General features: G+C 60.1%; 19 protein-coding genes and 1 tRNA gene. 10 read left to right on the top strand and 10 right to left on the bottom strand.

Features of this window, described 5'->3' with window-relative positions; all coding sequences use genetic code 11:
• Positions 1-21 precede the first annotated feature (21 nt).
• Positions 22-1,449, top strand: coding sequence for a glycosyl hydrolase family 8 (locus ACQRBT_RS13145; protein ID WP_412046758.1), 1,428 nt, complete (start codon positions 22-24; stop codon positions 1,447-1,449).
• A 74-nt stretch (positions 1,450-1,523) separates the two neighbouring features.
• Here the strand turns inward: ACQRBT_RS13145 and groL are convergent, their stop codons facing one another.
• From groL to ACQRBT_RS13120, 5 genes are all read right to left on the bottom strand, one after another.
• Positions 1,524-3,170, bottom strand: coding sequence for a chaperonin GroEL (gene groL / locus ACQRBT_RS13140; RefSeq protein WP_060754252.1), 1,647 nt, complete (start codon positions 3,168-3,170; stop codon positions 1,524-1,526).
• A 50-nt stretch (positions 3,171-3,220) separates the two neighbouring features.
• Positions 3,221-3,514 (bottom strand): co-chaperone GroES, encoded by a 294-nt coding sequence (locus ACQRBT_RS13135; RefSeq protein ID WP_060754253.1) that lies wholly within the window; start codon positions 3,512-3,514, stop codon positions 3,221-3,223.
• 247 nt (positions 3,515-3,761) lie between these two features.
• On the bottom strand, positions 3,762-4,238 hold the full coding sequence (locus ACQRBT_RS13130) for an FxsA family protein (protein ID WP_060754254.1): 477 nt from the start codon (positions 4,236-4,238) through the stop codon (positions 3,762-3,764).
• A gap of 66 nt (positions 4,239-4,304) precedes the next feature.
• Positions 4,305-5,036 carry a HugZ family protein gene (locus ACQRBT_RS13125; RefSeq protein WP_412046757.1) on the bottom strand — a complete coding sequence of 244 codons (732 nt, stop codon included), beginning with the start codon at positions 5,034-5,036 and terminating at the stop codon, positions 4,305-4,307.
• 115 nt (positions 5,037-5,151) lie between these two features.
• Complete coding sequence (locus ACQRBT_RS13120; RefSeq protein WP_090368791.1) at positions 5,152-6,159, bottom strand: DUF481 domain-containing protein; 1,008 nt, start codon at positions 6,157-6,159, stop codon at positions 5,152-5,154.
• A 192-nt stretch (positions 6,160-6,351) separates the two neighbouring features.
• On the opposite strand from ACQRBT_RS13120, the gene ACQRBT_RS13115 reads away from it, so the two are divergent.
• The 4 genes from ACQRBT_RS13115 (at position 6,352) to ACQRBT_RS13100 (ending at position 11,131) form a co-directional block, all read left to right on the top strand.
• A complete protein-coding gene (locus ACQRBT_RS13115) occupies positions 6,352-6,666 on the top strand; it encodes an MGMT family protein (protein ID WP_232965689.1) in 315 nt (104 codons plus the stop codon).
• Between the two features lie 43 nt (positions 6,667-6,709).
• A complete protein-coding gene (locus ACQRBT_RS13110) occupies positions 6,710-8,242 on the top strand; it encodes an AmpG family muropeptide MFS transporter (RefSeq protein WP_060754258.1) in 1,533 nt (510 codons plus the stop codon).
• A gap of 199 nt (positions 8,243-8,441) precedes the next feature.
• On the top strand, positions 8,442-10,157 hold the full coding sequence (locus ACQRBT_RS13105) for a proline--tRNA ligase (RefSeq protein WP_060754259.1): 1,716 nt from the start codon (positions 8,442-8,444) through the stop codon (positions 10,155-10,157).
• Between the two features lie 20 nt (positions 10,158-10,177).
• Entirely contained in the window at positions 10,178-11,131 is a 954-nt protein-coding gene (locus ACQRBT_RS13100; protein ID WP_060754260.1) for a hypothetical protein, read from the top strand.
• A 130-nt stretch (positions 11,132-11,261) separates the two neighbouring features.
• Here the strand turns inward: ACQRBT_RS13100 and dinB are convergent, their stop codons facing one another.
• Positions 11,262-12,320 (bottom strand): DNA polymerase IV, encoded by a 1,059-nt coding sequence (gene dinB, locus ACQRBT_RS13095; protein ID WP_060754261.1) that lies wholly within the window; start codon positions 12,318-12,320, stop codon positions 11,262-11,264.
• 279 nt (positions 12,321-12,599) lie between these two features.
• Between dinB and ACQRBT_RS13090 the strand changes: the two genes are divergently transcribed.
• The 3 genes from ACQRBT_RS13090 (at position 12,600) to ACQRBT_RS13080 (ending at position 16,884) form a co-directional block, all read left to right on the top strand.
• Positions 12,600-12,676 (top strand) — tRNA-Met (locus tag ACQRBT_RS13090).
• A gap of 279 nt (positions 12,677-12,955) precedes the next feature.
• A complete protein-coding gene (gene mprF, locus ACQRBT_RS13085) occupies positions 12,956-15,598 on the top strand; it encodes a bifunctional lysylphosphatidylglycerol flippase/synthetase MprF (RefSeq protein WP_244385143.1) in 2,643 nt (880 codons plus the stop codon).
• A complete protein-coding gene (locus ACQRBT_RS13080) occupies positions 15,598-16,884 on the top strand; it encodes a virulence factor family protein (RefSeq protein ID WP_060754263.1) in 1,287 nt (428 codons plus the stop codon). The genes mprF and ACQRBT_RS13080 overlap by 1 nt, the downstream gene beginning before the upstream one ends.
• Before the next feature lie 134 nt (positions 16,885-17,018).
• On the opposite strand, the gene recJ is transcribed toward ACQRBT_RS13080, so the two are convergent.
• Together recJ and ACQRBT_RS13070 are read right to left on the bottom strand one after the other, a co-directional pair.
• On the bottom strand, positions 17,019-18,728 hold the full coding sequence (recJ, locus tag ACQRBT_RS13075; protein ID WP_060754264.1) for a single-stranded-DNA-specific exonuclease RecJ: 1,710 nt from the start codon (positions 18,726-18,728) through the stop codon (positions 17,019-17,021).
• 51 nt (positions 18,729-18,779) lie between these two features.
• Positions 18,780-19,322, bottom strand: a complete 543-nt coding sequence (locus ACQRBT_RS13070; protein WP_090368781.1) for a YaeQ family protein — start codon at positions 19,320-19,322, stop codon at positions 18,780-18,782.
• Positions 19,323-19,471: 149 nt separating this feature from the next.
• On the opposite strand from ACQRBT_RS13070, the gene ACQRBT_RS13065 reads away from it, so the two are divergent.
• The gene (locus tag ACQRBT_RS13065; protein ID WP_060754266.1) at positions 19,472-20,671 is read left to right on the top strand and encodes a CaiB/BaiF CoA transferase family protein; all 1,200 of its coding nucleotides are present in this window, start codon (positions 19,472-19,474) and stop codon (positions 20,669-20,671) included.
• Positions 20,671-21,555, top strand: a complete 885-nt coding sequence (locus tag ACQRBT_RS13060; RefSeq protein ID WP_412046756.1) for a TIGR02285 family protein — start codon at positions 20,671-20,673, stop codon at positions 21,553-21,555. Before ACQRBT_RS13065 ends, ACQRBT_RS13060 begins: the two co-directional genes overlap by 1 nt.
• Before the next feature lie 170 nt (positions 21,556-21,725).
• On the opposite strand, the gene ACQRBT_RS13055 is transcribed toward ACQRBT_RS13060, so the two are convergent.
• Positions 21,726-22,010, bottom strand: a complete 285-nt coding sequence (locus tag ACQRBT_RS13055; protein WP_060754268.1) for a DUF3509 domain-containing protein — start codon at positions 22,008-22,010, stop codon at positions 21,726-21,728.
• A 281-nt stretch (positions 22,011-22,291) separates the two neighbouring features.
• Positions 22,292-23,701 (bottom strand): threonine synthase, encoded by a 1,410-nt coding sequence (thrC, locus tag ACQRBT_RS13050; protein ID WP_090368774.1) that lies wholly within the window; start codon positions 23,699-23,701, stop codon positions 22,292-22,294.
• Between the last annotated feature and the right edge of the window lie 49 nt (positions 23,702-23,750).

Genomic DNA, 23,750 nt, shown 5'->3' with positions numbered 1-23,750 from the left:
TCCAGGTTGGAGAGCCCGCCCATGCGTCCCCCGAAAAAGCACCTGCACCGGCTGATGGGGTCATTGTGCATTGCCGCCAGCTCATTGTTCGTCAGCGATGCCTGGGCTTTTGCCCAAGCGGCGCCTTACCACGCCGGCTCGATCAAGCCAAACCACCTGCCCCAGGCGGTCATGGATCAGCAACTGACCCGGTTCTACACAGAATGGAAGGCGCTTTATCTATCCGCCGAATGCGGCAACGGGCGCTATTTCATCAAGGTCAATGCCGACGGCAAGCCGGTGGGCGGCGGCACCGCCCCGCACACCATTACCGTATCCGAAGCCCACGGCTATGGCATGCTGCTCAGCGTGATGATGGCCGAGCAGGACCCGGACGCGCAGCAGATCTTTGACGGCATGGTGCGCTATTTCAAAGACCACCCAGCCAAATCCGATCCCGGGTTGATGGCCTGGAACCAGGTCGAAGGCTGCGGCAACTCCACTGGCCGGTTCCGCGGCAACGCCAGCGCCACCGACGGTGACCTGGATATCGCCTACGCCCTGCTGCTGGCTGACCAGGCGTGGGGCAGCCAAGGTGCGATTGACTACCGCAGCCAAGCCAACCAAGTGCTGGCGGCGATCATGCACCATGAGGTACACCTGCGAACCCATCATCTGCTGCTCGGCGACTGGGCCGGCACCGATGGCGATTCCGAGCTTGAATACGCCACCCGCAGCTCGGATTTCATGCAGTCGCACCTCAACAGTTTTTTTGCGATGACCGGTGACAGGCGTTGGCTGGCTGTTCGTGACAAAACCTACTCGATCATCCACACCTTCACCGAGCGCTACAGCGCGAGCAGCGCCCTGCTGCCGGACTTCATCAGCCACCTCGACACCTCGATCACACCCGCCCGCGCCGACCTGCTGGAAGGCAAGCACGACGGCGATTACGCGTGGAATGCGGCCCGCTACCCGTGGCGGGTCGGCCTGGACTACCTGATGTACGGCGACGTGCGTGCGCTGGAGGCCCTGACTCCGTTCAACCACTGGGCGCGCACAATCACCGGCGATCAGCCCGCGGCGTTCAACAACGGTTACCGGGTCGATGGCAGCGTATTCGACGAAGACCAGGATGACCCGGTGTTTATTTCCGCCTTGGGGGTCAGCGCCATGATCAGCCCCGGCAACCAGCCATGGCTCAATAACATCTGGGACAACCTGCAACACCGTCCACTCAAGGCCCATGACTACTACGCCAATACCCTCAAGTTGCTGGGGATGGTGGTCATGTCCGGCCACTGGGAACGGCCCAGGCCTGCGCCCCCTGAAAGAACCGCGCACCTGCCTGTTCATCAGCCGCTCGACCAAGCTCTATCGCAACCCATGGCCCTCATGTCGAGTACCCGACTGACCTTGGCACGGGGGTTCACGTTCAAGAAACTGCTGAGGCGCCGCTCAATAGGCTGAGCGCTGGCGCTGCATAAAAAAACCCCGCCTGCATCACTGCAGACGGGGTTTTTCAGGTGCCGGGTAAGGCTGGCTTACATCATGCCGCCCATGCCACCCATGCCGCCCATGTCTGGCATACCGCCGCCAGCTGCGCCTTCTTTCTTCGGTGCATCAGCGATAGCCGCTTCGGTAGTCAGGATCAGACCGCCGATGGAGGATGCCGCTTGCAGCGCGGAACGGGTTACCTTGGTTGGGTCCAGGATGCCCATTTCGATCATGTCGCCGTATTCGCCAGTAGCAGCGTTGTAACCGTAGTTACCTTTGCCGTTCTTGACTTCGTTGACCACAACGCTCGGCTCGTCGCCGGAGTTGGCAGCGATCTGACGCATCGGAGCTTCAACAGCGCGACGCAGAACAGCGATACCGACGTTCTGGTCAGCATTGTCGCCGGTCAGGCCAGTCAGGGCTTCCAGAGCACGGATCAGCGCAACGCCACCGCCAGGTACCACGCCTTCTTCGACGGCTGCGCGGGTTGCGTGCAGGGCGTCTTCAACGCGGGCTTTCTTCTCTTTCATTTCAACTTCGGAACCAGCGCCAACCTTGATCACTGCAACGCCGCCGGACAGCTTGGCCAGACGCTCTTGCAGTTTTTCACGGTCGTAGTCCGAGGAAGTTTCAGCAACCTGGGCACGGATCTGAGCGATACGGGACTCGATGTCGCCGTCAACGCCAGCACCGTCAACGATGATGGTGTTTTCCTTGGAGATGGTCACGCGCTTGGCGCTACCCAGGTTTTCCAGGGTGGCGCTTTCCAGGCTCAGGCCGATCTCTTCGGAGATAACGGTACCGCCGGTCAGGACGGCGATGTCCTGCAGCATGGCCTTGCGACGGTCGCCGAAGCCCGGTGCCTTGACGGCTGCGACTTTGACGATGCCACGCATGTTGTTCACAACCAGCGTCGCCAGGGCTTCGCCTTCAACGTCTTCGGAAATGATCAGCAGTGGGCGGCCGGCTTTGGCAACGGCTTCCAGCACTGGCAGCATTTCGCGGATGTTGGAGATCTTCTTGTCGACCAGCAGGATCAGCGGGCTGTCCAGCTCGGCAACCATGGTGTCCGGCTTGTTGACGAAGTACGGGGACAGGTAGCCACGGTCGAACTGCATGCCTTCTACAACCGACAGTTCGTTTTCCAGGCCGGTGCCTTCTTCAACGGTGATCACGCCTTCTTTACCGACTTTTTCCATGGCTTCGGCAATGATGTCGCCGATGGAGCTGTCGGAGTTGGCGGAGATGGTACCTACCTGAGCGATAGCCTTGGAGTCAGCGCAAGGCTTGGACAGGTTCTTCAGCTCTTTGACGATGGCGATGGTCGCCTTGTCGATACCGCGCTTCAGGTCCATCGGGTTCATGCCGGCAGCGACGGCTTTCAGGCCTTCGTTGACGATCGACTGAGCCAGAACGGTGGCGGTGGTGGTGCCGTCGCCTGCGTCATCGTTGGCACGGGAGGCAACGTCTTTGACCAGCTGCGCGCCCATGTTTTCGAAACGGTCTTCCAGTTCGATTTCTTTGGCGACGGAAACGCCGTCCTTGGTGATGGTCGGAGCGCCGAAGCTCTTCTCGATGATCACGTTACGGCCTTTCGGGCCCAGGGTCGCTTTTACCGCGTCAGCCAGGACGTTGACACCGGTGAGCATTTTCTTGCGGGCGGAATCGCCGAATTTAACTTCTTTAGCAGCCATGATCGATATTCCTTAAATTCTTTGGAGTAACGGAAAAATGAGCGGGGAAATCAGGCTTCCAGTACGGCGAGAATCTCGTTCTCAGCCATTACCAGGAGGTCTTCGCCGTCAACTTTCACAGTGTTGCTACCGGAGTAAGGGCCGAAAACAACCTTGTCACCGACTTTAACGGCCAGCGCACGTACCTCACCGTTTTCCAGAGTCTTGCCTGGGCCCGCAGCGACGATCACACCGTGGTTGGCTTTTTCAGCAGCCGAACCTGGCAGAACGATACCGCCAGCGGTTTTCTTTTCTTCTTCGCTGCGACGGATTACGACGCGGTCGTGCAGAGGACGAAGCTTCATTGTCGATCTCTCCTAATTGTGTTTTTCATCGGCCGGTATCAATTCCGGCGGGTTAAATTCCGGCGGGGCCGGTCGCGGTTCGCAAAGCAAACCGCTGAAGTCTGTCTGGTGTCGCCACCAGAAACCTTGCGGTGACCGTTACATAAGGGCGCCTGGGCTTATTACAAGGGGCCATGAATGAAATTTTTTGTGTCTACGGTCGGGTAAAAGCAACACGGCACCCGAAGGTGCCGTGCCGATAAAGCGCTTATTTGGAGTCGCGGTGTTCGAACTCGCCTTCGATCACGTCACCTTCACGCCCCAGGGGCTGGCGCGGAGCCGGACCGCCACGGGGTTGCAGGTCATCGGCGAAGGCACGCTGGCGAATCGCAGCCTCTTCGGCGCGCTGGCGCATCTTGCCGGCCAGCAGCTTGCGGGTGAACGGCAGCAGCATGACCAGGCCGACCACGTCACTGACAAAGCCCGGCAGGATCAACAGGCCACCGGCCAGGGCCATCATCAAGCCTTCGAGCATGGTCTGGGCCGGCAACTCGCCGCGATTCAGGCTTTCACGGGCACGCAGGGCCGTAGCCAGGCCTGCGACGCGCAGTACCAGGACGCCGAGCATCGAGCCGGCAATAATCAGCAACAACGCCGGGAAAAACCCGATTGCGCTGCTGACTTGAACGAATACGAACAGCTCCAGCACCGGGAACAGCAGAAAGAGCAATAAAAAAGGGCGCATCAAATGGTTCCTCAACGCAAGAATGCCTTGCTAGTCCACCTTAGATGACGTCGCCATTTCGTGAATTCAAGCGCCGGCCGCTGCTTTTTTCGGCCAGACCTCGGCGTGAGCCAATGAAACCAAGGCCTCGCGCACTTGTGTCGGAGTATTACAAGACTCGGCAAACGGCAACCAATGCAACGCTTGGCCGATGCGCAAGTGCATGCCTTGACTGTCGATACCGACCAATTGCGCAGGCTCGGACGTCGGCAAACCGGCCAGGTCGACGTAATGGGCAATCGCCTTGGTGTGATCGCTGTTCATGTGCTCGATCATGCTGCGCTCAGCCTTGCCCGCGAAGGGGTTGGCCAGGGTCAACTGGTCGACCCAGTGAATCGCGCCAAAACCACCGATATAACGGTGGCGTACCGGCTTGAGTACCCAGAAATCAAAATCATGGGCCTTGTGGTAGTTGGCCGATTCGGGGAAGTAGCGGTAATAACGTTCGGCCGCCGCGTCGATCGCCGCCTGATCGTCCAGTTGCTCGGCAACTGCCAGGTAGGTCAGGCGCCCGACGGCCTGCACATCATCGGCCTCGCGCTCCCCCACCAGCAGCGAGCATTTCGGGTCCTTTTGCAGGTTATGGGTGTGCTGGGCGATGCGGCTGATCAGGATCAGCGGGCGGCCCTGCTCGTCCAGGCAATAAGGCACGACCGAACCGAAAGGGAAGCCAGGCATGGCTTTGGACAGTGTGGAGAGAGCCCCACGGTATTCCTTGAGCAACAGCTCTCGGGCGTTCTTGGCAACGTGCGCGCTCAACGTATGACTCCTCGGGTATTCGGTCGCCCATGGCACATGGGAATGGATCTCAACACAAGGTAATCAATATCCGCGCAGGTTGCCAGCGCCGCCCCGGCAGCTTTTGCCGTGTGGGTTACCAGGCCACGCCAAAGCCCGCGGTGTAGCGCGTCTTGCTCAAGCTGCTTTCCGAATCGCCACTGATAATGTCGCGCTCGGCCTTGAGATTGAGCGAAGCCCACTCAGTGACTTTGTAACGCAGGCCCATTTGCGCATCCACGGAGTATTCGGACGGCCCGGCCAGCGGTTTGCCCAGCTCACCACTGGTGAAGAACTCAACGGTCTTGCCCACCAGGTAGCGGTTGTAGTTCCACTTCATGGCCAGGGAGTAGAAGTTGTCCTTGCCACCGTCGGCATATTCGTAATCGGTGCGGTTGACCAGGGAGCCGAGGGAGAATGCGCCCAGCTCATCATCCCAGAACTGGTAGCCGGGGCCGGTACCCACGGTGCGTTGCCGCGCCAGGTCTTCCACTTTGTCGCGCTTGTAGGTCAGGCGACCCTGCCAGAACCAATGTTCGGTGATGAAGCGGTCCAGGTCATATTCCAGGGCCCAGTTGTCGGTGGTGGTGACGTCGTCCTGGAACTCGCGGTTGTACTCACCCTTCCCGGTATGGCGCCACTGGCCGTGACGGGCGGTGGTCTTGAAGTCGATGTCGTAATCGTTGGTGTCTTTGTCGGCACGCTTGTAGTCCAGCGCCAGGTCGACATTGCCCTTCCACACCAGGTCCTCGATCACCGGCTTGGGCTTGATGATCTGCTGGATGCTCGCCAGGTCCACGGTCTTGGGCGCTTCACCGTTGGCCAGGACCACCTTTCCATCGTCTGCGGCCTTCAGCGACTTGGCTTTCTCACCGGTATAGGCGTCCTGCTTGACCAGCAACTCCTGGTCGCTCTCCAGGGTTTTCACCTGCTTCCAGTCCACCGGGATCGAGCCGGCGTAGTCTGTCTGGATCAGCAGTTTGCCGCCGTCAAAGACTTTGATCTTGCCGGTCAGCCGGTCGCCGTTCTTCAACCACACGGTGTCGGCGAGCAAAGGGGTGGAGGCGCTTAAAACAGCAAGGCACAGCAGGGTTCTGGACAACATAAGCAGATTCGGGGCTCGAGGTTGGCGAAAAAAGGGCGCTATCGTGTTAGATAGCTACGACTGACTCAAGGATTTATATTGAGTTCAATTCTCATCGCCATGTTTACAGACGTTTCTTACAAATACGCGAAGATCTCAACGGATATATCCACAGTGAATCCACCTGCCGATACGCCGCAAAACCCCGCCGAGATGCGCCGTACCGCGCTGTACCTGACGCTGGCGCAAGTCCCGCAAGGTTGTGTCGTGAGTTACGGCGAATTGGCGCGCCTGGCCGGCCTGGGTCGGGCGGCACGCTGGGTGGGGCGCACCCTCAGCCAACTGCCCGAAGACACTCGACTGCCCTGGCATCGCGTGCTGGGCGCCGGTGGTCGGATAAGTCTGCCGGTGGGCAGTGCTTCAGGTGACGAACAACGTGCGCGTTTACGCAGCGAAGGTGTCAGCATCCTGAACAATCGCGTTGATATTCAGCGTCATGGCTGGCGCCCGGTAGAGCACAGCGGTTAGAGTGCGCGCTTTGTTTCCGCAAATCTGAGGCAGATTCCAGCCCATGCCCCGTAAAACCTGGCGCGCCGCGCTCGCCGCCTATGCCAGCCCTTCGACGTTGGTGCTGTTGTTGCTCGGCTTCGCCGCCGGCTTGCCTTACATGTTGGTGTTCTCGACGCTTTCCGTATGGCTGCGCGAGGCCGGTGTGGCCCGCGAGACCATCGGTTATGCGAGCCTGATCGGCCTGGCCTATGCCTTTAAATGGGTCTGGTCACCGCTGCTCGACCAATGGCGCCTGCCGCTCCTCGGAAAACTGGGGCGCCGCCGTTCGTGGCTGGTGCTTGCCCAGTCGCTGGTGATCCTCGGATTGATCGGCATGGGGTTCTGCGACCCGCAAAAACACCTGTCCTGGTTGATCGCCATTGCGGTGATCGTGGCCTTCGCCTCGGCCACCCAGGACATCGCCGTAGATGCCTATCGCCTGGAAATCGCCGACGACAGCCGCCAGGCCGCACTGGCCGCCAGCTACATGTCCGGTTATCGCATTGCGGCGTTGCTGGCCACAGCCGGCGCGCTGTTCTTTGCCGAAGGTTTCGGCTCTACCGGCTTCAACTATAAGCATTCGGCCTGGACCGGCACCTATGTCATGTTCGGCGTGCTGATGATCCCGGCACTCCTGACCACCTTGTTCATGCGCGAACCCGATGTGCCACTGCGTACCCAACTGCAGGCCGGCCGCTACAGCTTCTCGCACCAACTGGTCTCGGTATTCGTCTTGATCGTGCTGCTGGTGTCGGTCCCGGCGATGTTCACCCAGCTGTACAACACCGATTTCGCCAGCGTGCTGTTCCACGGCGTCACCCTGTGGGAGCTGTTGATGGAAGATCGCGCCTTCCTGCGTGCCATCCTCTATATCCTGCTCACCACCCTGTGCCTGTCGACCATGGGCCGCCGCGGCCTGGCGCCGGTGCTGACACCGGTCAACGACTTTATCCTGCGCTACCGTTGGCAGGCGTTGCTGCTGCTCGGGCTGATCGCGACCTATCGCATGTCCGACACCGTAATGGGCGTGATGGCCAACGTGTTCTATATCGACCAGGGCTTTACCAAGGACCAGATTGCCGGGGTCAGCAAGATCTTCGGCCTGATCATGACCCTGCTCGGCGCCGGCATGGGCGGCCTGCTGATCGTGCGCTTCGGTATCTTGCCGATCCTGTTTATCGGCGGCGCGGCCTCGGCCGCGACCAACCTGCTGTTCGTGATGCTGGCCGATATGGGCCCGGACCTGCAGATGCTGATCTTCACCATTTCCCTGGATAACTTCAGCTCGGGCCTGGCCACTTCGGCGTTTGTCGCCTATCTGTCGAGCCTGACCAACCTCAAGTTCTCCGCCACCCAATATGCGCTGCTCAGTTCGATCATGCTGTTGCTGCCGCGCCTGATTGGCGGGTACTCCGGCGTGATGGTGGAGAAGTTCGGTTATCACAACTTCTTTATCATCACCTGCCTGCTGGGCGTACCGACGTTGTTCCTGATTGCGTTGCACTGGTTTCAGGAAAGTCGACGGGCGCGGTTGAGTCCTCCAGTAGAAGACTGACAAGCACTCCGTGGCGAGGGCGCTTGCCCCCGGTGGGGTGCGCAGCGCCCTCAAAAAAAAGCGGGCGACTGCTGCGCAGTCGAACGGGAGCAAGCTCCCTCACTACAGACAGCCCTTTATTCTGATACCTGTACGGCGGCGGCTCACGCCCGTACAATCCCAAGTCATTTCAAGTCCAAGCAACCGACAACGGCCTACCATGCGTACCAGTCAATATTTGCTCGCCACACAGAAAGAAACGCCTTCCGACGCGGTTGTGATCAGCCATCAGTTGATGCTGCGCGCCGGCATGATCCGCAAACTGGCCTCCGGCCTGTACACCTGGCTGCCCATGGGCTTGAAGGTGATGCGCAAGGTCGAAGCCATCGTTCGTGAAGAAATGAACGCCGCCGGGTCTCTGGAAGTGTTGATGCCGAGCACCCAACCGGCTGAGCTGTGGCAGGAATCCGGGCGCTGGGAAGAGTATGGCCCTGAGTTGCTGCGCTTCAAGGATCGCCATGGTCGCGACTTCTGCGCCGGCCCGACCCACGAAGAAGTGATCACCGACCTGATGCGCAACGAGCTGAGCAGCTACAAGCAGCTGCCGCTGAACCTGTATCAGATCCAGACCAAATTCCGTGACGAAATCCGCCCACGCTTCGGTTTGATGCGCGGCCGCGAATTCATCATGAAGGACGCCTATTCGTTCCACGCCGACCAGGCGTCCCTGCAGGTCACTTACGACCGCATGCACACCGCTTACTGCAACGTGTTCACGCGTCTGGGCCTGAAATTCCGCCCGGTTGAAGCCGACAACGGCTCCATCGGCGGTGCCGGCTCCCATGAGTTCCATGTGCTGGCCGAGTCCGGCGAAGACGATATCGTATTCAGCAACGGTTCGGACTACGCGGCAAACATCGAGAAAGCCGAAGCCGTGCCACGCGAAACCTCGCGCCCGGCACCGACTGAAGAACTGCGCCTGGTGGACACCCCGGACACCAAGACCATCGCGGCCCTGGTGGAAAAATTCAATCTGCCGATTGAAAAGACCATCAAGACCCTGATCGTGCGCGCCGAAGAAGAAGGCAAGCTGATTGCGCTGGTGATCCGTGGCGACCACGAACTCAACGAAATCAAGGCGGCCCAGCAACCTGGCGTCGCCAGCCCACTGGTCATGGCCACCGATGCCGAACTGCGCGACGCGATTGGCGCCGGCGCCGGCTCGCTCGGCCCACTGAACCTGCCGCTGCCGATCATCATCGACCGCTCGGTCGAGCTGATGAGCGACTTCGGTATTGGCGCGAACATCGACGACAAGCACTACTTTGGCGTGAACTGGGAACGTGACCTGCCGGTTCCGACCGTGGCTGACCTGCGCAACGTTGTTGCCGGCGACCCAAGCCCGGACGGCAAGGGCACCCTGGAAATCAAGCGCGGCATCGAAGTCGGGCACATCTTCCAGCTGGGCAACAAGTACAGCAAGGCGATGAAGTGCGAAGTGCTGGGCGAGAACGGTAAGCCGATCACCCTGGAAATGGGCTGCTACGGCATTGGCGTGTCGCGCGTGGTGGCCGCTGCCATCGAGCAGAACAACGACGACAAAGGCATCATCTGGAGTGACGCCCTTGCGCCGTTCCAGATCGCCCTGGTGCCGCTGCGTTATGAAACCGAGCAAGTACGCGAAGCCACCGACAAGCTGTACGCCGAACTGACGGCGGCCGGCTTCGAAGTGCTGCTGGATGACCGGGACAAGAAGACCAGCCCGGGCATCAAGTTCGCCGACATGGAGCTGATTGGCATCCCGCACCGGATCGTGGTCAGTGACCGCGGCCTGGCTGATGGCAATCTGGAATACAAGAGCCGGACCGAAGCCGAAGCCCAACCGTTGCCGGTGGCTGACGTGCTGTCTTTCCTTCAGGCGCGTATTCGTCGCTGAAAACCAGATCAAGAGAAGTCATGTTCAAGCGAAACACCAGAGCCCTGGGGGGCGCCGCCTTGTGCGGCGCCCTGCTGGTCAGCGGCTGTGCCAACCATATGTCACAGCGCAGTGAGCACGAGGAGCGGATCGAGCGCAAGTTGCTCGACCACAGCCTGCAGATCGATGTAGGCGAGCCCAAAGTGCTGGAACTGCCGCAACGCCGGGTTCGGATTCACGAGCAAAAGACCTTTGAGGTCACCGAATTCGAAGTGACCCGCCGTTACGATCGCTATACCCCCTATCAACCCTGGCGCAAGGTCTACGAGATGCCTTTGGGCGCGGTAGCCCTGGTGGCGGGCGCGGGAGCCAACGTGGCGAACATCTTCGCCCTCGGCAACCTGCCCACCAGCATGACCCGTGACTGGCTGAGCTACGGCGTGGACGGCATCAACCCGTTCATGAACGTGCAATCCCATGGCCGTGCGCAACAGAACCTGGCGGGTATCGATGAAGTCCAGCGCGACAAGCGCCTGGAGTATTCGAGCCTGCCTTGGAGCGAACGCCCGGTACAAGTCACCGCCGGCAAGCAAACCCATGAACTGACCACCGACCGCAACGGCGTCTTGCGCCTGAACCTGTTGGACAGTCCGTTTGCCGAGCAAGACCTGAACCGGATCAGCACCCTGAAAATCAGCGTCGAAGATGGCCAGGACGACGTGCACTCAGACTCCACCTTGGCGATCAGCAGCACTCTGCGCAGCAAGTTGCTCGAAGCCCATGGCCTGATCTACGACGACCTTGAAGACGACGAAGTCAACCAGTGGGTGCATCGCGTCAAGCGTCTGTCAGAACTGGGCCTGGAAGAAGAAGCCAGTGAGCTGGAGCAAAGCCTGATCGAGCTGACCCGCAATGATCCTGAATTGCAGCAGGAATTCCTGCAGGCACTGACCAAGGATGCGGGGCGACTTGTCGCAGATCCTGGGACTCGCTGATATTCCTGGGCCAATGTAGATCCAAATGTGGGAGGGGGCTTGCTCCCGATAGCAGTGTGTCAGCTATGCATAAGCTAACTGATAGACCGCAATCGGGAGCAAGCCCCCTTCCACATGTTGCTCCCGGTGTTTACCAGGAGAACTCTAATTGCTCGTTGCCACCACTCAAGTCCAGTAAGCGCACACCTATACCGAGCAAGCGCACCGGTTTCCCACCCCGATTGAACGCCTGCGTCAGCAGCTGTTGATAACTCTCCAAATCCCGCCCTGCCCCCGCCTGCTCCAAGGTCGTCTGGGTAAAGTCATGAAATTTCACCTTAACGAACGGCTTGCCCGCACGGTAGCTGCTGTCGATGCGCGCCATGCGCCCGGCCAGGGTTTCCATCAGCTCAGGGAGTTTTGCCAGACAACTTGAGAGATCCGGCAGGTCCACATCGTAGGTATTTTCCACACTGATGGATTGCCGACGGCTGTCGTTGTGTACCACGCGGTCATCGATCCCACGCGCAAGGCTCCAAAGCCGCTCACCAAAACTGCCGAATTCGCGCACCAGCGCCAGCTTGTTCCACTCACGTAGTTGCAGGCAGTCCTCAATGCCCAGGCGCGCCAATTTGTCGGCCGTCACCTTGCCCACACCATGCAACTTGTTCACCCGCAACTGGGAAACAAAGTCTTCGACCTGGTCTGGGGTGATCACAAACAGACCGTTGGGCTTCTTCCAATCGCTGGCGATCTTCGCCAGAAACTTGTTCGGCGCTACGCCGGCCGACACCGTGATGTGCAATTGGTTGGAGACGCGGCGACGAATGTCCTGGGCTATACGTGTGGCGCTGCCGCCAAAATGCTGGCTATCGGAGACGTCCAGGTAGGCTTCGTCCAGCGACAGCGGTTCGATCAGGTCGGTGTAGTCACGAAAGATCGCCTGGATTTCCTTCGACGCTTCCTTATAGGCATCCATACGCGGCTTGACGATGGTCAGGTCGGGGCACAATTTCAGGGCGTGGCGTGACGACATCGCGGAACGCACCCCGTACGCCCGAGCTTCATAGTTACAGGTAGCGATCACGCCCCGGCGATCGGCGGAGCCACCCACGGCCAGGGGCTTTTGCGCCAGGCTCGGGTCGTCACGCATCTCAATGGCGGCGTAGAAGCAATCACAGTCGATGTGGATGATTTTGCGCTGCGTCATATAAACGGGGGTGTGGCCCAACGGGTGGTCAGTATCGCATTCGTTACTGTATATAGCACCAGTAGTTTGAAACTTCCGTTTGAGCGGTAGGAAATCTCACAAAGGAATTTATTTTCTCAATCGAATCCAGCGCCCCAATAGAGCTGAAAGCCTCGGCCAGACTGGCCCCGCGCCCATCCATAGCTGACTTTTCAGAGCTAACCGATTGAACCACAAGCGCTTTTTTTAGAATCACGGGTTGACACGGTGACATTCCTCTGTAGAATGCCGACCCACAGACGCGGGATGGAGCAGTCTGGTAGCTCGTCGGGCTCATAACCCGAAGGTCGTCGGTTCAAATCCGGCTCCCGCAACCAAACATCAAAAAAGGCTACTCGAAAGAGTGGCCTTTTTTGTATCCTGTGAAAAAGTTCTTCTGAAACAATGGCATGGCATCTTTCATGAAACCGTACACGGTTTGCAGAGTCCATGTCATTGCAAGCTATGCTCAGTACTCAAGCAAGACCCTCTACGACCAATGGCCGCAGTCGCCGCTCCCGGCGATACGCGTTAATATTTGTAATTATTTTGTCCATAGGGATTGGTAACTTGGCTCGATACCTCCATCCTGTCGCGCACGATCCACGAGGTGATTGATGCGCGCCAACTCGTCTGAACCACAAGACACCGTCACAGCAGAACAACCGATCCCACCCACCCGCTTGCGCTGGATAGATCTGTTGAGCAAGTACCGCCAACCCATCGGGCTGGCCGTCACCCTGTTGCTGTTCGCAATCGCCCTGATCGCCTGCCGACACCTGTTGCTGGAACTGGACCTGTACGCCCTCCACGACTCGATCCTGGAAGTGCCCAAGCCGGCGCTGCTGGGTGCGTTTGCCGCAGCGGTCGCCGGCTTTATTATTCTATTGGGCTATGAATTTTCCGGCGCACGCTATGCCGGCGTGACACTGCCCGCCAAAACCCTGGCCATGGGCGGTTTCACTGCCTTTGCGATCGGCAATGCCATTGGCCTGTCGATGCTCTCGGGCGGTTCGGTGCGCTATCGTTTATATGCCCGCCACGGTATCGGGGCCTCTGAAGTCGCCCACATGACCGTGTTCGCCAGCCTGGCCCTGGGCACCGCCTTGCCGCCGCTGGCCGCATTGGCCACGCTGAGCAACCTGCCGGCGGCGTCCACCTACCTGCATTTGCCGCAAAGCTTGCTGGGCGGTATTGCCGGCGCGGTGCTGGTGCTGTCGGCGGTGCTGTGCATCGGCATTTATCGCCGCCGCCTGCCCGAACAGCCTTACCCGGACAATCTGCTGGTCAAGGCCGGGCGTCGTACTTTGCGCCTGCCAGGCCGTCGCCTGACCTTCCTGCAATTGATTATTACCGCATTGGACGTCGCCGCTGCCGCGACCGTCCTTTATATGCTGTTGCCGGAAGCCCCGCCGTTTGGCCCGTTCCTGCTGGTGTACCTGCTGGCCCTGGCCGCAGGCGTGCTCAGCCATGTACCAGGCGGTGTCGGCGTGTTCGAAGCCATCCTGCTCGCCGCGTTCGCCGACAAACTCGGCGCGGCACCGCTGGCGGCAGCCTTGCTCTTGTACCGCATGATCTACGTGGTACTGCCGCTGTTGATCGCCTGTATCTTCCTGCTGGTCAACGAAGCCCAACGCCTGTTCCAGACCCAGCAGAGCCTGCGGGTGGCATCCGGTCTCGCGGCGCCCGTACTGGCCGTACTGGTTTTTTTGTCCGGCGTGGTCCTGCTGTTTTCCGGCGCAACCCCGGAAATCGACTCACGCCTGGAAAACATCGGTTTCCTGATTCCCCACCGCCTGATTGACGCCTCGCACTTTGGTGCCAGCCTGATCGGCGTACTGTGCCTGCTGCTCGCCCAGGGCTTGCGTCGACGCTTGTCCGCCGCCTGGATGCTGACCATGGTGCTGCTGTTGACCGGCGCCCTGCTCTCCCTGCTCAAAGGCTTCGACTGGGAAGAAGCCAGCCTGATGATCATGACCGCCGTGCTGCTGGCGATCTTCCGTCGTTCGTTCTACCGCGCCAGCCGCTTGACCGAACTGCCGTTCTCGCCGTTGTACCTGGTGGCCAGCGTGTGCGTGCTGGGGGCCTCGATCTGGCTGCTGCTGTTTGCCTATCAAGACGTGCCTTACAGCCACCAGCTGTGGTGGCAATTCACCCTGGACGCCAACGCCCCACGCGGCCTGCGCTCGCTGCTGGGCGCGGCGGTGCTGCTGGTGATCGTCTCACTGACCTGGTTGCTGCGTACCGCACGCCCGGTCATTCATTTGCCGACACCGGATGAACTGGAACGCGCCACCAGGATCCTGATGGCCTCCTCCCAGCCCGACGGCGGCCTGGCGCTGACCGGCGACAAGGCGTTGCTGTTCCACCCCAACGACGAAGCCTTCCTGATGTACGCCCGTCGTGGGCGCAGCCTGGTGGCCTTGTATGACCCGATCGGGCCGACCCAGCCGCGCGCCGAAATGATCTGGCAGTTCCGCGACCTGTGCGACATCCATCATGCCCGCCCGGTGTTCTATCAGGTACGTGCCGAGAACCTGCCGTACTACATGGATATCGGCCTCACCGCCATCAAGCTGGGCGAAGAGGCCCGCGTCGACCTGAAACGCTTTGACCTGGAAGCCAAGGGCAAAGAGATGAAGGACCTGCGCTACACCTGGAACCGTGGCACCCGGGACGGTCTGTCCCTGGAGATCTTCGATCAGGGCCAGGCCCCGATGGATGAACTCAAAGTCATCTCCGATGCCTGGCTGACCGGCAAGAACGTACGGGAAAAAGGCTTCTCCCTGGGACGCTTCAGCGACGACTACCTCAAGCACTTCAGAATTGCGATCGTTCGCTTCGAAGGGCGCCCGGTGGCCTTCGCCAACCTGCTCGAGACTTACAACCACGACCTGGCCAGCCTCGACCTGATGCGCGCCCACCCCGACGCGCCCAAGCTGACCATGGAATTCATGATGGTTGGCCTGATTCAACACTATAAGAACCATGACTACGCCCGCTTCAGCCTCGGCATGGTGCCCTTGTCAGGCTTGCAGCCACGCCGCGGTGCCCCGCTGACCCAGCGTCTGGGTTCGATGGTGTTCCGTCGTGGCGAGCAACTGTATAACTTCCAAGGTTTGCGCCGCTTCAAAGACAAGTTCCAGCCCGACTGGGAACCCCGTTACATGGCCGTGCCCGCAGGACTTGATCCGCTGGTGGCACTGGCCGATACCGCCGCCCTGATTGCAGGCGGCTTGACTGGATTGGTGAAACGCTGATGATTCGACGCTCCTGGCGGTATGTATTGGCCATCGTAGTGCTGCTCGTCCTGATTGCAGGCGGTGGCTATTGGTACTGGAACCGCCCTGCCCCGCAACCGATCCTGGAACAATTGCCTCAGGCCGATGGTTCGGTGATGACCCGCGTAACCCCCAACGGCACACCGAAAGCCCGCGTGGCGGTAGCCGTGCTGGCCGATGAAGTCCTGAGCGACAGCCAGCTGATTGCCCTGAGCCAGGGCGGCAAGGCACAAATCGTTCAGGTCATCCTGCCAAAGGGTGACTGCACGTTGCAGGAACAAGCGCTGCAAAGCGCTCTGGGCCAGCTTAAAGGCCCGGCGACCCTGGTCAGCGGTATCGGCCCGGGTGCGGCACTGGCATGGCGCTGGCTCGCCACACAGAACGATGACAAGGCCAACGCTATCTCCGTCGGTTTCGCTTTAGTGCAGGAAGGTTGCAAGGACCCGCTGCCGAAAACCGCCGCCCATGGCAACTGGCTGGTGGCCTGGAACGACAACCCCGACGACGAGAGCGCCAGTTTCGTACGTGATACCCCGCGCGCGACCACCAGCATCAGCGACTACGACATTCACTACCCACAAGTGCTGAACAACGAACTGCGCAAGCAACTGGTGGGTTCGGACAACGGCGGCCTGGCGATTCCCGTGGTTGAAGTGCCGGCCGGCCAAGCCAAGGACACCGTCACCCTGTTCCTCTCCGGTGATGGCGGCTGGCGCGACCTGGACCGCGACGTAGCCGGTGAAATGGCCAAGATCGGCTACCCGGTCGTCGGTATCGACACCCTGCGCTACTACTGGCAGCACAAGACCCCTGAGCAAAGCGCCAAGGACCTCACCGAACTGATGCAACACTACCGGCAGAAGTGGGGCACCAAGCGCTTCGTACTGACCGGCTACTCGTTCGGCGCCGATGTGCTGCCTGCCATCTACAACCGCATGCCGGAAAACGAACAGCAACGGGTTGACGCGATCATCCTGCTGGCCTTCGCACGTACCGGCAGCTTTGAAATCGAAGTGGAAGGCTGGCTGGGCAACGCGGGCAAAGAAGCCGCTACCGGCCCGGAAATGGCCAAGCTGCCGGCTGACAAAGTGGTGTGCATCTACGGCGCCGAAGAAGTCGACGAGAGCGGCTGCACCGACAAGACTGCCGTGGGCGAAGCCGTGAAGCTGCCAGGCGGGCATCACTTCGATGAGAACTACCCGGCACTGGCCAAGCGCCTGGTGGATATCATCGTGAAGCACCAGGCCAAGGACAAAACCGAGTAATTCCTTTACACCCAACAAACTGTGGGAGGGGGCTTGCTCCCGATAGCGGCAAGTCAGTCACATCATCGTTGACTGACACACCGTAATCGGGAGCAAGCCCCCTCCCACTGTTGTTTTGGGGGTGTTGCTCAGATCTAGCGCGGTTCTATGTGCGCAATCATCAACTGCACTGTTTCATTGCCTCGAAACTCGTTCACATCCAGCTTGTAGGCCAACTCAACCCAACGCACGCTCGGGTTCGGCCAGACCTCTCGGTCCACACCAAACGCAATGCCATCAAGCTTCACCGACCCGCATTCGCTCTTGAGCACTACTTTCAGGTGCCGCTCACCGACCACGCGCTGCTCCACCAACTGGAACACCCCGTGAAACAACGGCTCCGGGAAGTGTTGCCCCCAAGGCCCGGCATGTCGCAGTGCGCGTGCCAGCTCCAGATGAAATTCTTCCACCGCCAGCGTGCCGTCAGACAGCAGGCGCCCCGTAAGGTCTTCCTCACGCAGTTGGCGACGTACTTCAGCATCAAACGCTTGGGCAAACAGTGGGAAATTCGCCTCGGGCAACGTCAGGCCAGCCGCCATCGCGTGGCCGCCGTATTTGGTGATCAGGTTGGGATGCTGGCTCGCCACGACGGCCAGGGCATCACGGATATGAAAACCCTGTACGGAGCGCCCAGAGCCCTTGAGCAGCCCATCACCGGCATCGGCAAAAGCGATGGTCGGGCGGAAATAGCGTTCTTTCATGCGTGACGCCAGAATGCCGATGACCCCCTGGTGCCACTCCGGGTCGAACAGACACAAGCCATAAGGCATCGACTCCACCGGCAAGTCCTTGAGCTGAGCCAGCGCCTCGCGCTGCATGCCTTGCTCAATGGATTTGCGGTCCTGGTTCATGCCATCGAGTTGCGCAGCCATTTCCCTTGCCGCGGCAAAGTCGCTCGTGAGCAGGCACTCAATGCCCAGGCTCATGTCATCCAGGCGCCCGGCAGCGTTGAGCCGTGGCCCCAGGATAAAACCGAGGTCGGTGGACGTAATGCGCGCGTGATCACGCTTGGCGACTTCGAGGATCGCCTTGATCCCCGGCCGGGCGCGACCGGCACGGATACGCTCCAGCCCCTGATGCACCAGGATGCGATTATTGGCATCCAACGGCACCACGTCGGCGACACTGCCCAAGGCCACCAGGTCGAGCAATTCACCGATATTCGGTTGCGGCTGGCTGTCGTACCAGCCCAGGCTGCGCAAACGGGCGCGCAGGGCCATCAATACGTAAAAGATCACCCCTACGCCGGCCAGCGCCTTGCTGGGAAACTCGCAGCCCGGCTGGTTCGGGTTGACGATGGCATCCGCCGCCGGCAACTCATCCCCGGGCAAGTGGTGGTCAGTGACCAGCACCTTCAAACCCGCCGCCTTCGCCGCCGCCACGCCTTCGACGCTGGAAATGCCGTTGTCCACGGTAATCAGCAACTGCGGCTGACGCTGCAGCGCCACTTGGACAATTTCCGGGGTCAAACCGTACCCGTACTCGAATCGGTTCGGCACCAGGTAATCCACATGGGCCGCCCCCAGCAGACGCAGGCCCAGGGTGCCCACGGTGCTGGCCGTGGCGCCGTCGGCATCGAAGTCACCGACGATCAGGATGCGCTGGCGCTGCTCCAGGGCCGTCACCAACAGGTCTACCGCCGCGTCGATGCCCTTGAGCTGCTGGTAGGGAATCAACCGCGCCAGGCTCTTGTCCAGCTCGGCTTGCGACTGCACCCCGCGTGCGGCGTACAGACGGGTCAACAACGGTGGCAAGTCACCGAGAAACGGCAGGACAGCAGGCAACGGGCGAGGATCGATACGCATGGGACGCTTGGGAAATCTCTTTGGGTAAATGAGGAACTGGCTGGCTTGTTTTCAACCGCGCTCGCCGGCCAGCCATTGCAATTGCACTTCGTGCTGCCCACGGTCGTCGGTGACGAACATCGTGCCTTCGCTGATCATCACATCCCACTTGATAACGCGGGGCATGTCCTTGGCCAGGGTCTCGAGGACGTCCTGCGGCACGGCCGCGATATTTACGTTCTTCAGGTTGTTCGCCACCGGGACCACCTTGCCTTCCCACACACGCAGGCTGCCATAGGCCAAAAGGCTGGTGCGCTCGGTACGGCGTGAACACCAGGTCAGGCGGTCGGCGTCAGGTTGGCCGACTTCTATCCAGTGCAGAACACGGTCATCCAGACTTTTTTCCCACAGGGCCGGCTCGTCTACATCTGACAGACCGCGGCCAAACGTCAACTGCTCGTTGTACCAGAGGGCATAGGCCAGCAGGCGTACAGTCATGCGTTCTTCGGTTTCCGAAGGGTGGCGGGCAATGGTCTGCTTGACGTTTTCGTACACCGAACGGTCAAGGTCGGTGAGGTTGAGTTCGAATTTGTAGGTCGTGGACGGCTGGGCCATGAACGGGCTTCTAGTAGACTGGGAAAGGTTGCCAGTCTACCCGATGCGAGGGCCATTCAACGAATACTGCGCTGCATCATCCTTATCCGTGCGCCGCTCGCCTATGTTAAAAGGCATCACACCACCGTCCTGAGCAGACAAGGAACCTCATGTCGTTTAATGCCAAACCACTCGCCGGCCTGAAAGTCATCGAATTGGGCACCCTGATCGCCGGCCCGTTTGCGTCGCGTATCTGCGCCGAATTTGGCGCAGAGGTCATCAAGGTCGAATCTCCGGACGGCGGCGACCCGCTGCGCAAATGGCGCAAGCTGTATGAAGGCACCTCGTTGTGGTGGTTTGTGCAGGCGCGCAACAAGCAGTCACTGACGCTGAACCTCAAGCATCCGGACGGCCTGGCGATCCTCAAGCAGCTGTTGGCGGACGCCGACATCCTGATCGAAAACTTCCGCCCCGGCGTCCTGGAGAAACTCGGCCTCAATTGGGAAACCCTGCACGCACTGAACCCAAAACTGGTGATGGTGCGTCTGTCCGGCTTCGGCCAGACGGGGCCGATGAAGGACCAGCCGGGGTTCGGCGCGGTGGGTGAGTCCATGGGCGGCTTGCGCTACATCACCGGCTTCGAAGATCGTCCGCCGGTGCGTACCGGGATTTCCATCGGTGATTCGATTGCCGCGTTGTGGGCGGTCATCGGCGCGTTGATGGCGTTGCGTCATCGGGAGGTCAACGGTGGCCTGGGGCAGGTGGTGGACGTGGCGTTGTATGAAGCCATTTTCGCGATGATGGAAAGCATGATTCCGGAGTTCGACGTGTTCGGGTTCATCCGCGAGCGCACCGGCAACATCATGCCGGGCATCACACCCTCCTCGATCCATACCAGTGCCGATGGCAAGCACGTGCAGATCGGCGCCAATGGCGATGCGATCTTTAAACGCTTCATGGCCGCCATTGGCCGTGAGGACTTGGCCAACGATCCGCAACTGGCCGGCAACGATGGGCGCGACAGCCGTCGTGATGAGCTCTACGGCGTGATTGATCGCTGGGTCAATTCGCTGCCGCTGGCTCAAGTGATAGAAGTCCTGAACCAAGCCGAGGTGCCCGCCAGTCGCATCTACAGCGCTGAAGACATGCTGGGCGACCCACAATTTCTGGCCCGCGAGATGTTCCTCAAGGCACAGCTGCCGGATGGCAAGGACTTCAAGATGCCGGGGATCGTGCCCAAGCTCTCGGACACACCGGGCAGTTGTGAATGGGTCGGGCCGCAGTTGGGCGAACACAACAACAAGGTTCTCAATGAGCTGGGCTACGACGCCGCCGCCATTACCCGTCTGCGTGAGGATGGCGCGATCTGATGACTCGCCGCGCCCTGCGCAGGTTCATGCACGCGTGCCTGGCCAGCGTGATAACCCTCGGCTGGCCCCCGTCGGCCAGCGCCGAAGACACACTGACTTGGCTGCTGCGCGACCTGCCACCACTGACTATCTTCGAAGGACCGCAAAAAGATCATGGGGCACTGGACCACCTGATACCGATGCTTGAAGCGCAGCTGCCGGAATATCACCATCAGGTGCTGCACGTGAATCGTGCCCGCGGCATGCAGATGCTGCGCAACCCATCATTGACCTGCGACCCCTCAGTGCTGTGGACCCAGGAGCGAGCAGCGTACGTGGCCTTTTCCGAACAGGCATTCGTGGTACTCAGCAATGGGGTGATGATCCGTCGCAGCCAGCGGGAAGCGATGGCACCGTTTATCGTCGATGGGAAGTTTGACCTGCAGGCATTCCTGCAAACCCCCGACGCCCGCCTTGGGGCCATCGCTGAGCGCAGCTACGGACCGGCGATCGATGAGCGTCTCAAGCAGACCGATTCGCACAAGCTCGCCCTGCATTACGGTAATGACGCCCTGGGCAGCCTGCTGCAAATGCAACGCCTGGGTCGGTTGGAAGCCGTGCTTGGTTACTGGACGGAAATCCGCTACCAGGCCACACGACAGGGCATAGCCCCTGATGACCTGATGTTCCTTGCGATAAAAGGCGCTGCGCCTTACCAACGCATCTACATCGGGTGTTCGGACACCGTCGAGGGGCGCCGGGCCATCGCGCGGATCAATCAGGCACTGGAAGGCCTGCCACAGGCCGATGTGCAGAACGCTTATGCGCTATGGCTCGACCCGCACATGCGCGAGCGGTATTTGAAGGACAACCCGCACTTTTTCCAGGTTTCGCCGCTGCCCTGACAAATTTCAGGCAAAAAGAAACCCCGAGCAGTGGGGAGACAACTCGGGGTTAAACGTGGCCTACAAAGACCAGTACAGCAAGCCACAAACACCGGAGCACAATGTTTGCTCTTGCTGTTAAAAAATCTGACCGAGCTTGCTGTGGGAAGTTTCCACAGATGAACAATTCTTCATGCGCAGGCGGTGCTGCGGGTCTGGGCGGCGTTGCGCAAAGCCGCGATCACCGACGGCTCCAGGCGCCCCTCAGCAATCTTCAGGTCACGCAGCAGGCAATCCACCACGTCCACCAGGACGCGCTTATCGGTCAATTGTGCGCGATCGACTTCACGCTCCACCACGATGGCGCCGGCAGGGTTCTTCACAGTGACCAGGCACTCGTCCTGCACACCCGCGGTGGTCAACGTAACCTGATAAGGGCTCAGTGCTTCTTCGAGCAATAGGCTGATACTTTCCATCTCGATCACCACTCAATAGTTCGGGAACAATCGTTTCAACGGGAGCTGCATCTATCCTAAGTGACTGGTTGTGACGTAGGAAAGTTCGCTTTTTCGTCTTTATGGGGCCGTTAGGGTGTGACTTGGACCAGCATGCGCTTGCAACATGACAACGAAAAAACGGCCGCACCTAAGTGCTTACGCACGGGGGACTGTTTTTCGGGGTGTCCGAGGACGCCAGAAACAAAAAACGCCGCTGACCCAGGGAAGGGAAAGCGGCGTTTTTGCCTACGTGGTTTGCCTTACAGCGGCTTACCGCGGTTGCCATGCTGGCTGACAAACGCCTGCACAGCCTTCAGGTCATTGGCCAACACCGTGCAACGCTCTTCACGCTCGAACAGGTCAGTCAGGTGCGCCGGCAGTTCCAGCGCCTTGCCCACCCCGGCCTTCTCCACCGCTTCCGGGAATTTTACCGGGTGAGCAGTGCCGAGGATCACCATCGGGATATCCAGACTGCGACGGCATTCACGGGCGGCCTTCACGCCGATGGCAGTATGCGGGTCAAGCAGTTCGCCAGTCTGGGCATAGACTTCAGCGATGGTTTCGCAGGTCTGCGCATCGTCCACGGCCAGGGAGTCAAACAGTTTGCGGGTCTCGGTCCAGCGCTCTTGCTCAACGCTGAAACCACCACCGCTTTTGAAGTTGTCCATCAAGCCCGCAATGGCTGCGCCGTTGCGCCCGTGCATGTCGAACAGCAGGCGTTCGAAGTTCGACGACACCATGATGTCCATGGAAGGCGACAAGGTGGCGTGCAGGGTTTCCTTGACGTACTGGTTGCCGCTCATGAAGCGGTGCAGGATGTCGTTGCGATTGGTGGCGACGATCAACTGGTTGATCGGCAAGCCCATATTGCGCGCCAGGTAACCGGCGAAGATGTCGCCGAAGTTGCCGGTTGGCACTGAGAACGACACCGAACGCGCCGGCCCGCCCAACTGCAGCGAGGCGTGGAAGTAGTAGACGATCTGGGCCATGATGCGCGCCCAGTTGATCGAGTTCACTGCCACCAGGCGGGTGCCTTTCAGGAAGCTCTGGTCGGCGAAGCTGTTCTTGACCATTTCCTGGCAGTCATCGAAATTGCCTTCGATGGCGATGTTATGGATGTTGTCACCCAAAATACTGGTCATCTGGCGACGCTGCACCTCTGACACACGCTTGTGCGGGTGCAGGATGAAGATGTCGACGTTTTCGCAGTGCTTGCAGCCCTCGATAGCCGCCGAGCCGGTATCACCGGAGGTCGCGCCGATAATCACCACGCGCTCGCCGCGCTTCTCCAGCACGTAGTCGAGCAAGCGGCCCAGCAGTTGCAGGGCGAAGTCCTTGAACGCCAGGGTCGGGCCGTGGAACAGCTCGAGTACCCACTCGTTGCCGTTCAGTTGACGCAATGGCGCGATGGCGTTGTGGGAAAACACACCGTACGTCTCTTCCAGGATCTTCTTGAAATCCGCGTCCGGAATGCTGCCGGTAACGAACGGGCGCATCACCCGGAACGCGAGTTCGTGGTACGGCAGGCCGGCCCACGAAGCGATTTCTTCCTGGGTGAAACGTGGCAGGTTTTCCGGCACGTACAGGCCGCCGTCAGTGGCAAGGCCCGCCAGCAAAACGTCTTCGAAATTCAGGGCCGGTGCCTGGCCGCGGGTACTGATATAACGCATGACTGGCTCCTCTAAAACATTCTCGAACAGAGGCCGCCGCACACACGGG

This window comes from Pseudomonas sp. R19M (assembly GCF_050312585.1).
GTDB classification, from domain to species: Bacteria; Pseudomonadota; Gammaproteobacteria; order Pseudomonadales; family Pseudomonadaceae; genus Aquipseudomonas; species Aquipseudomonas palleroniana.
This window is presented reverse-complemented; position numbering and strand designations above follow the sequence as displayed.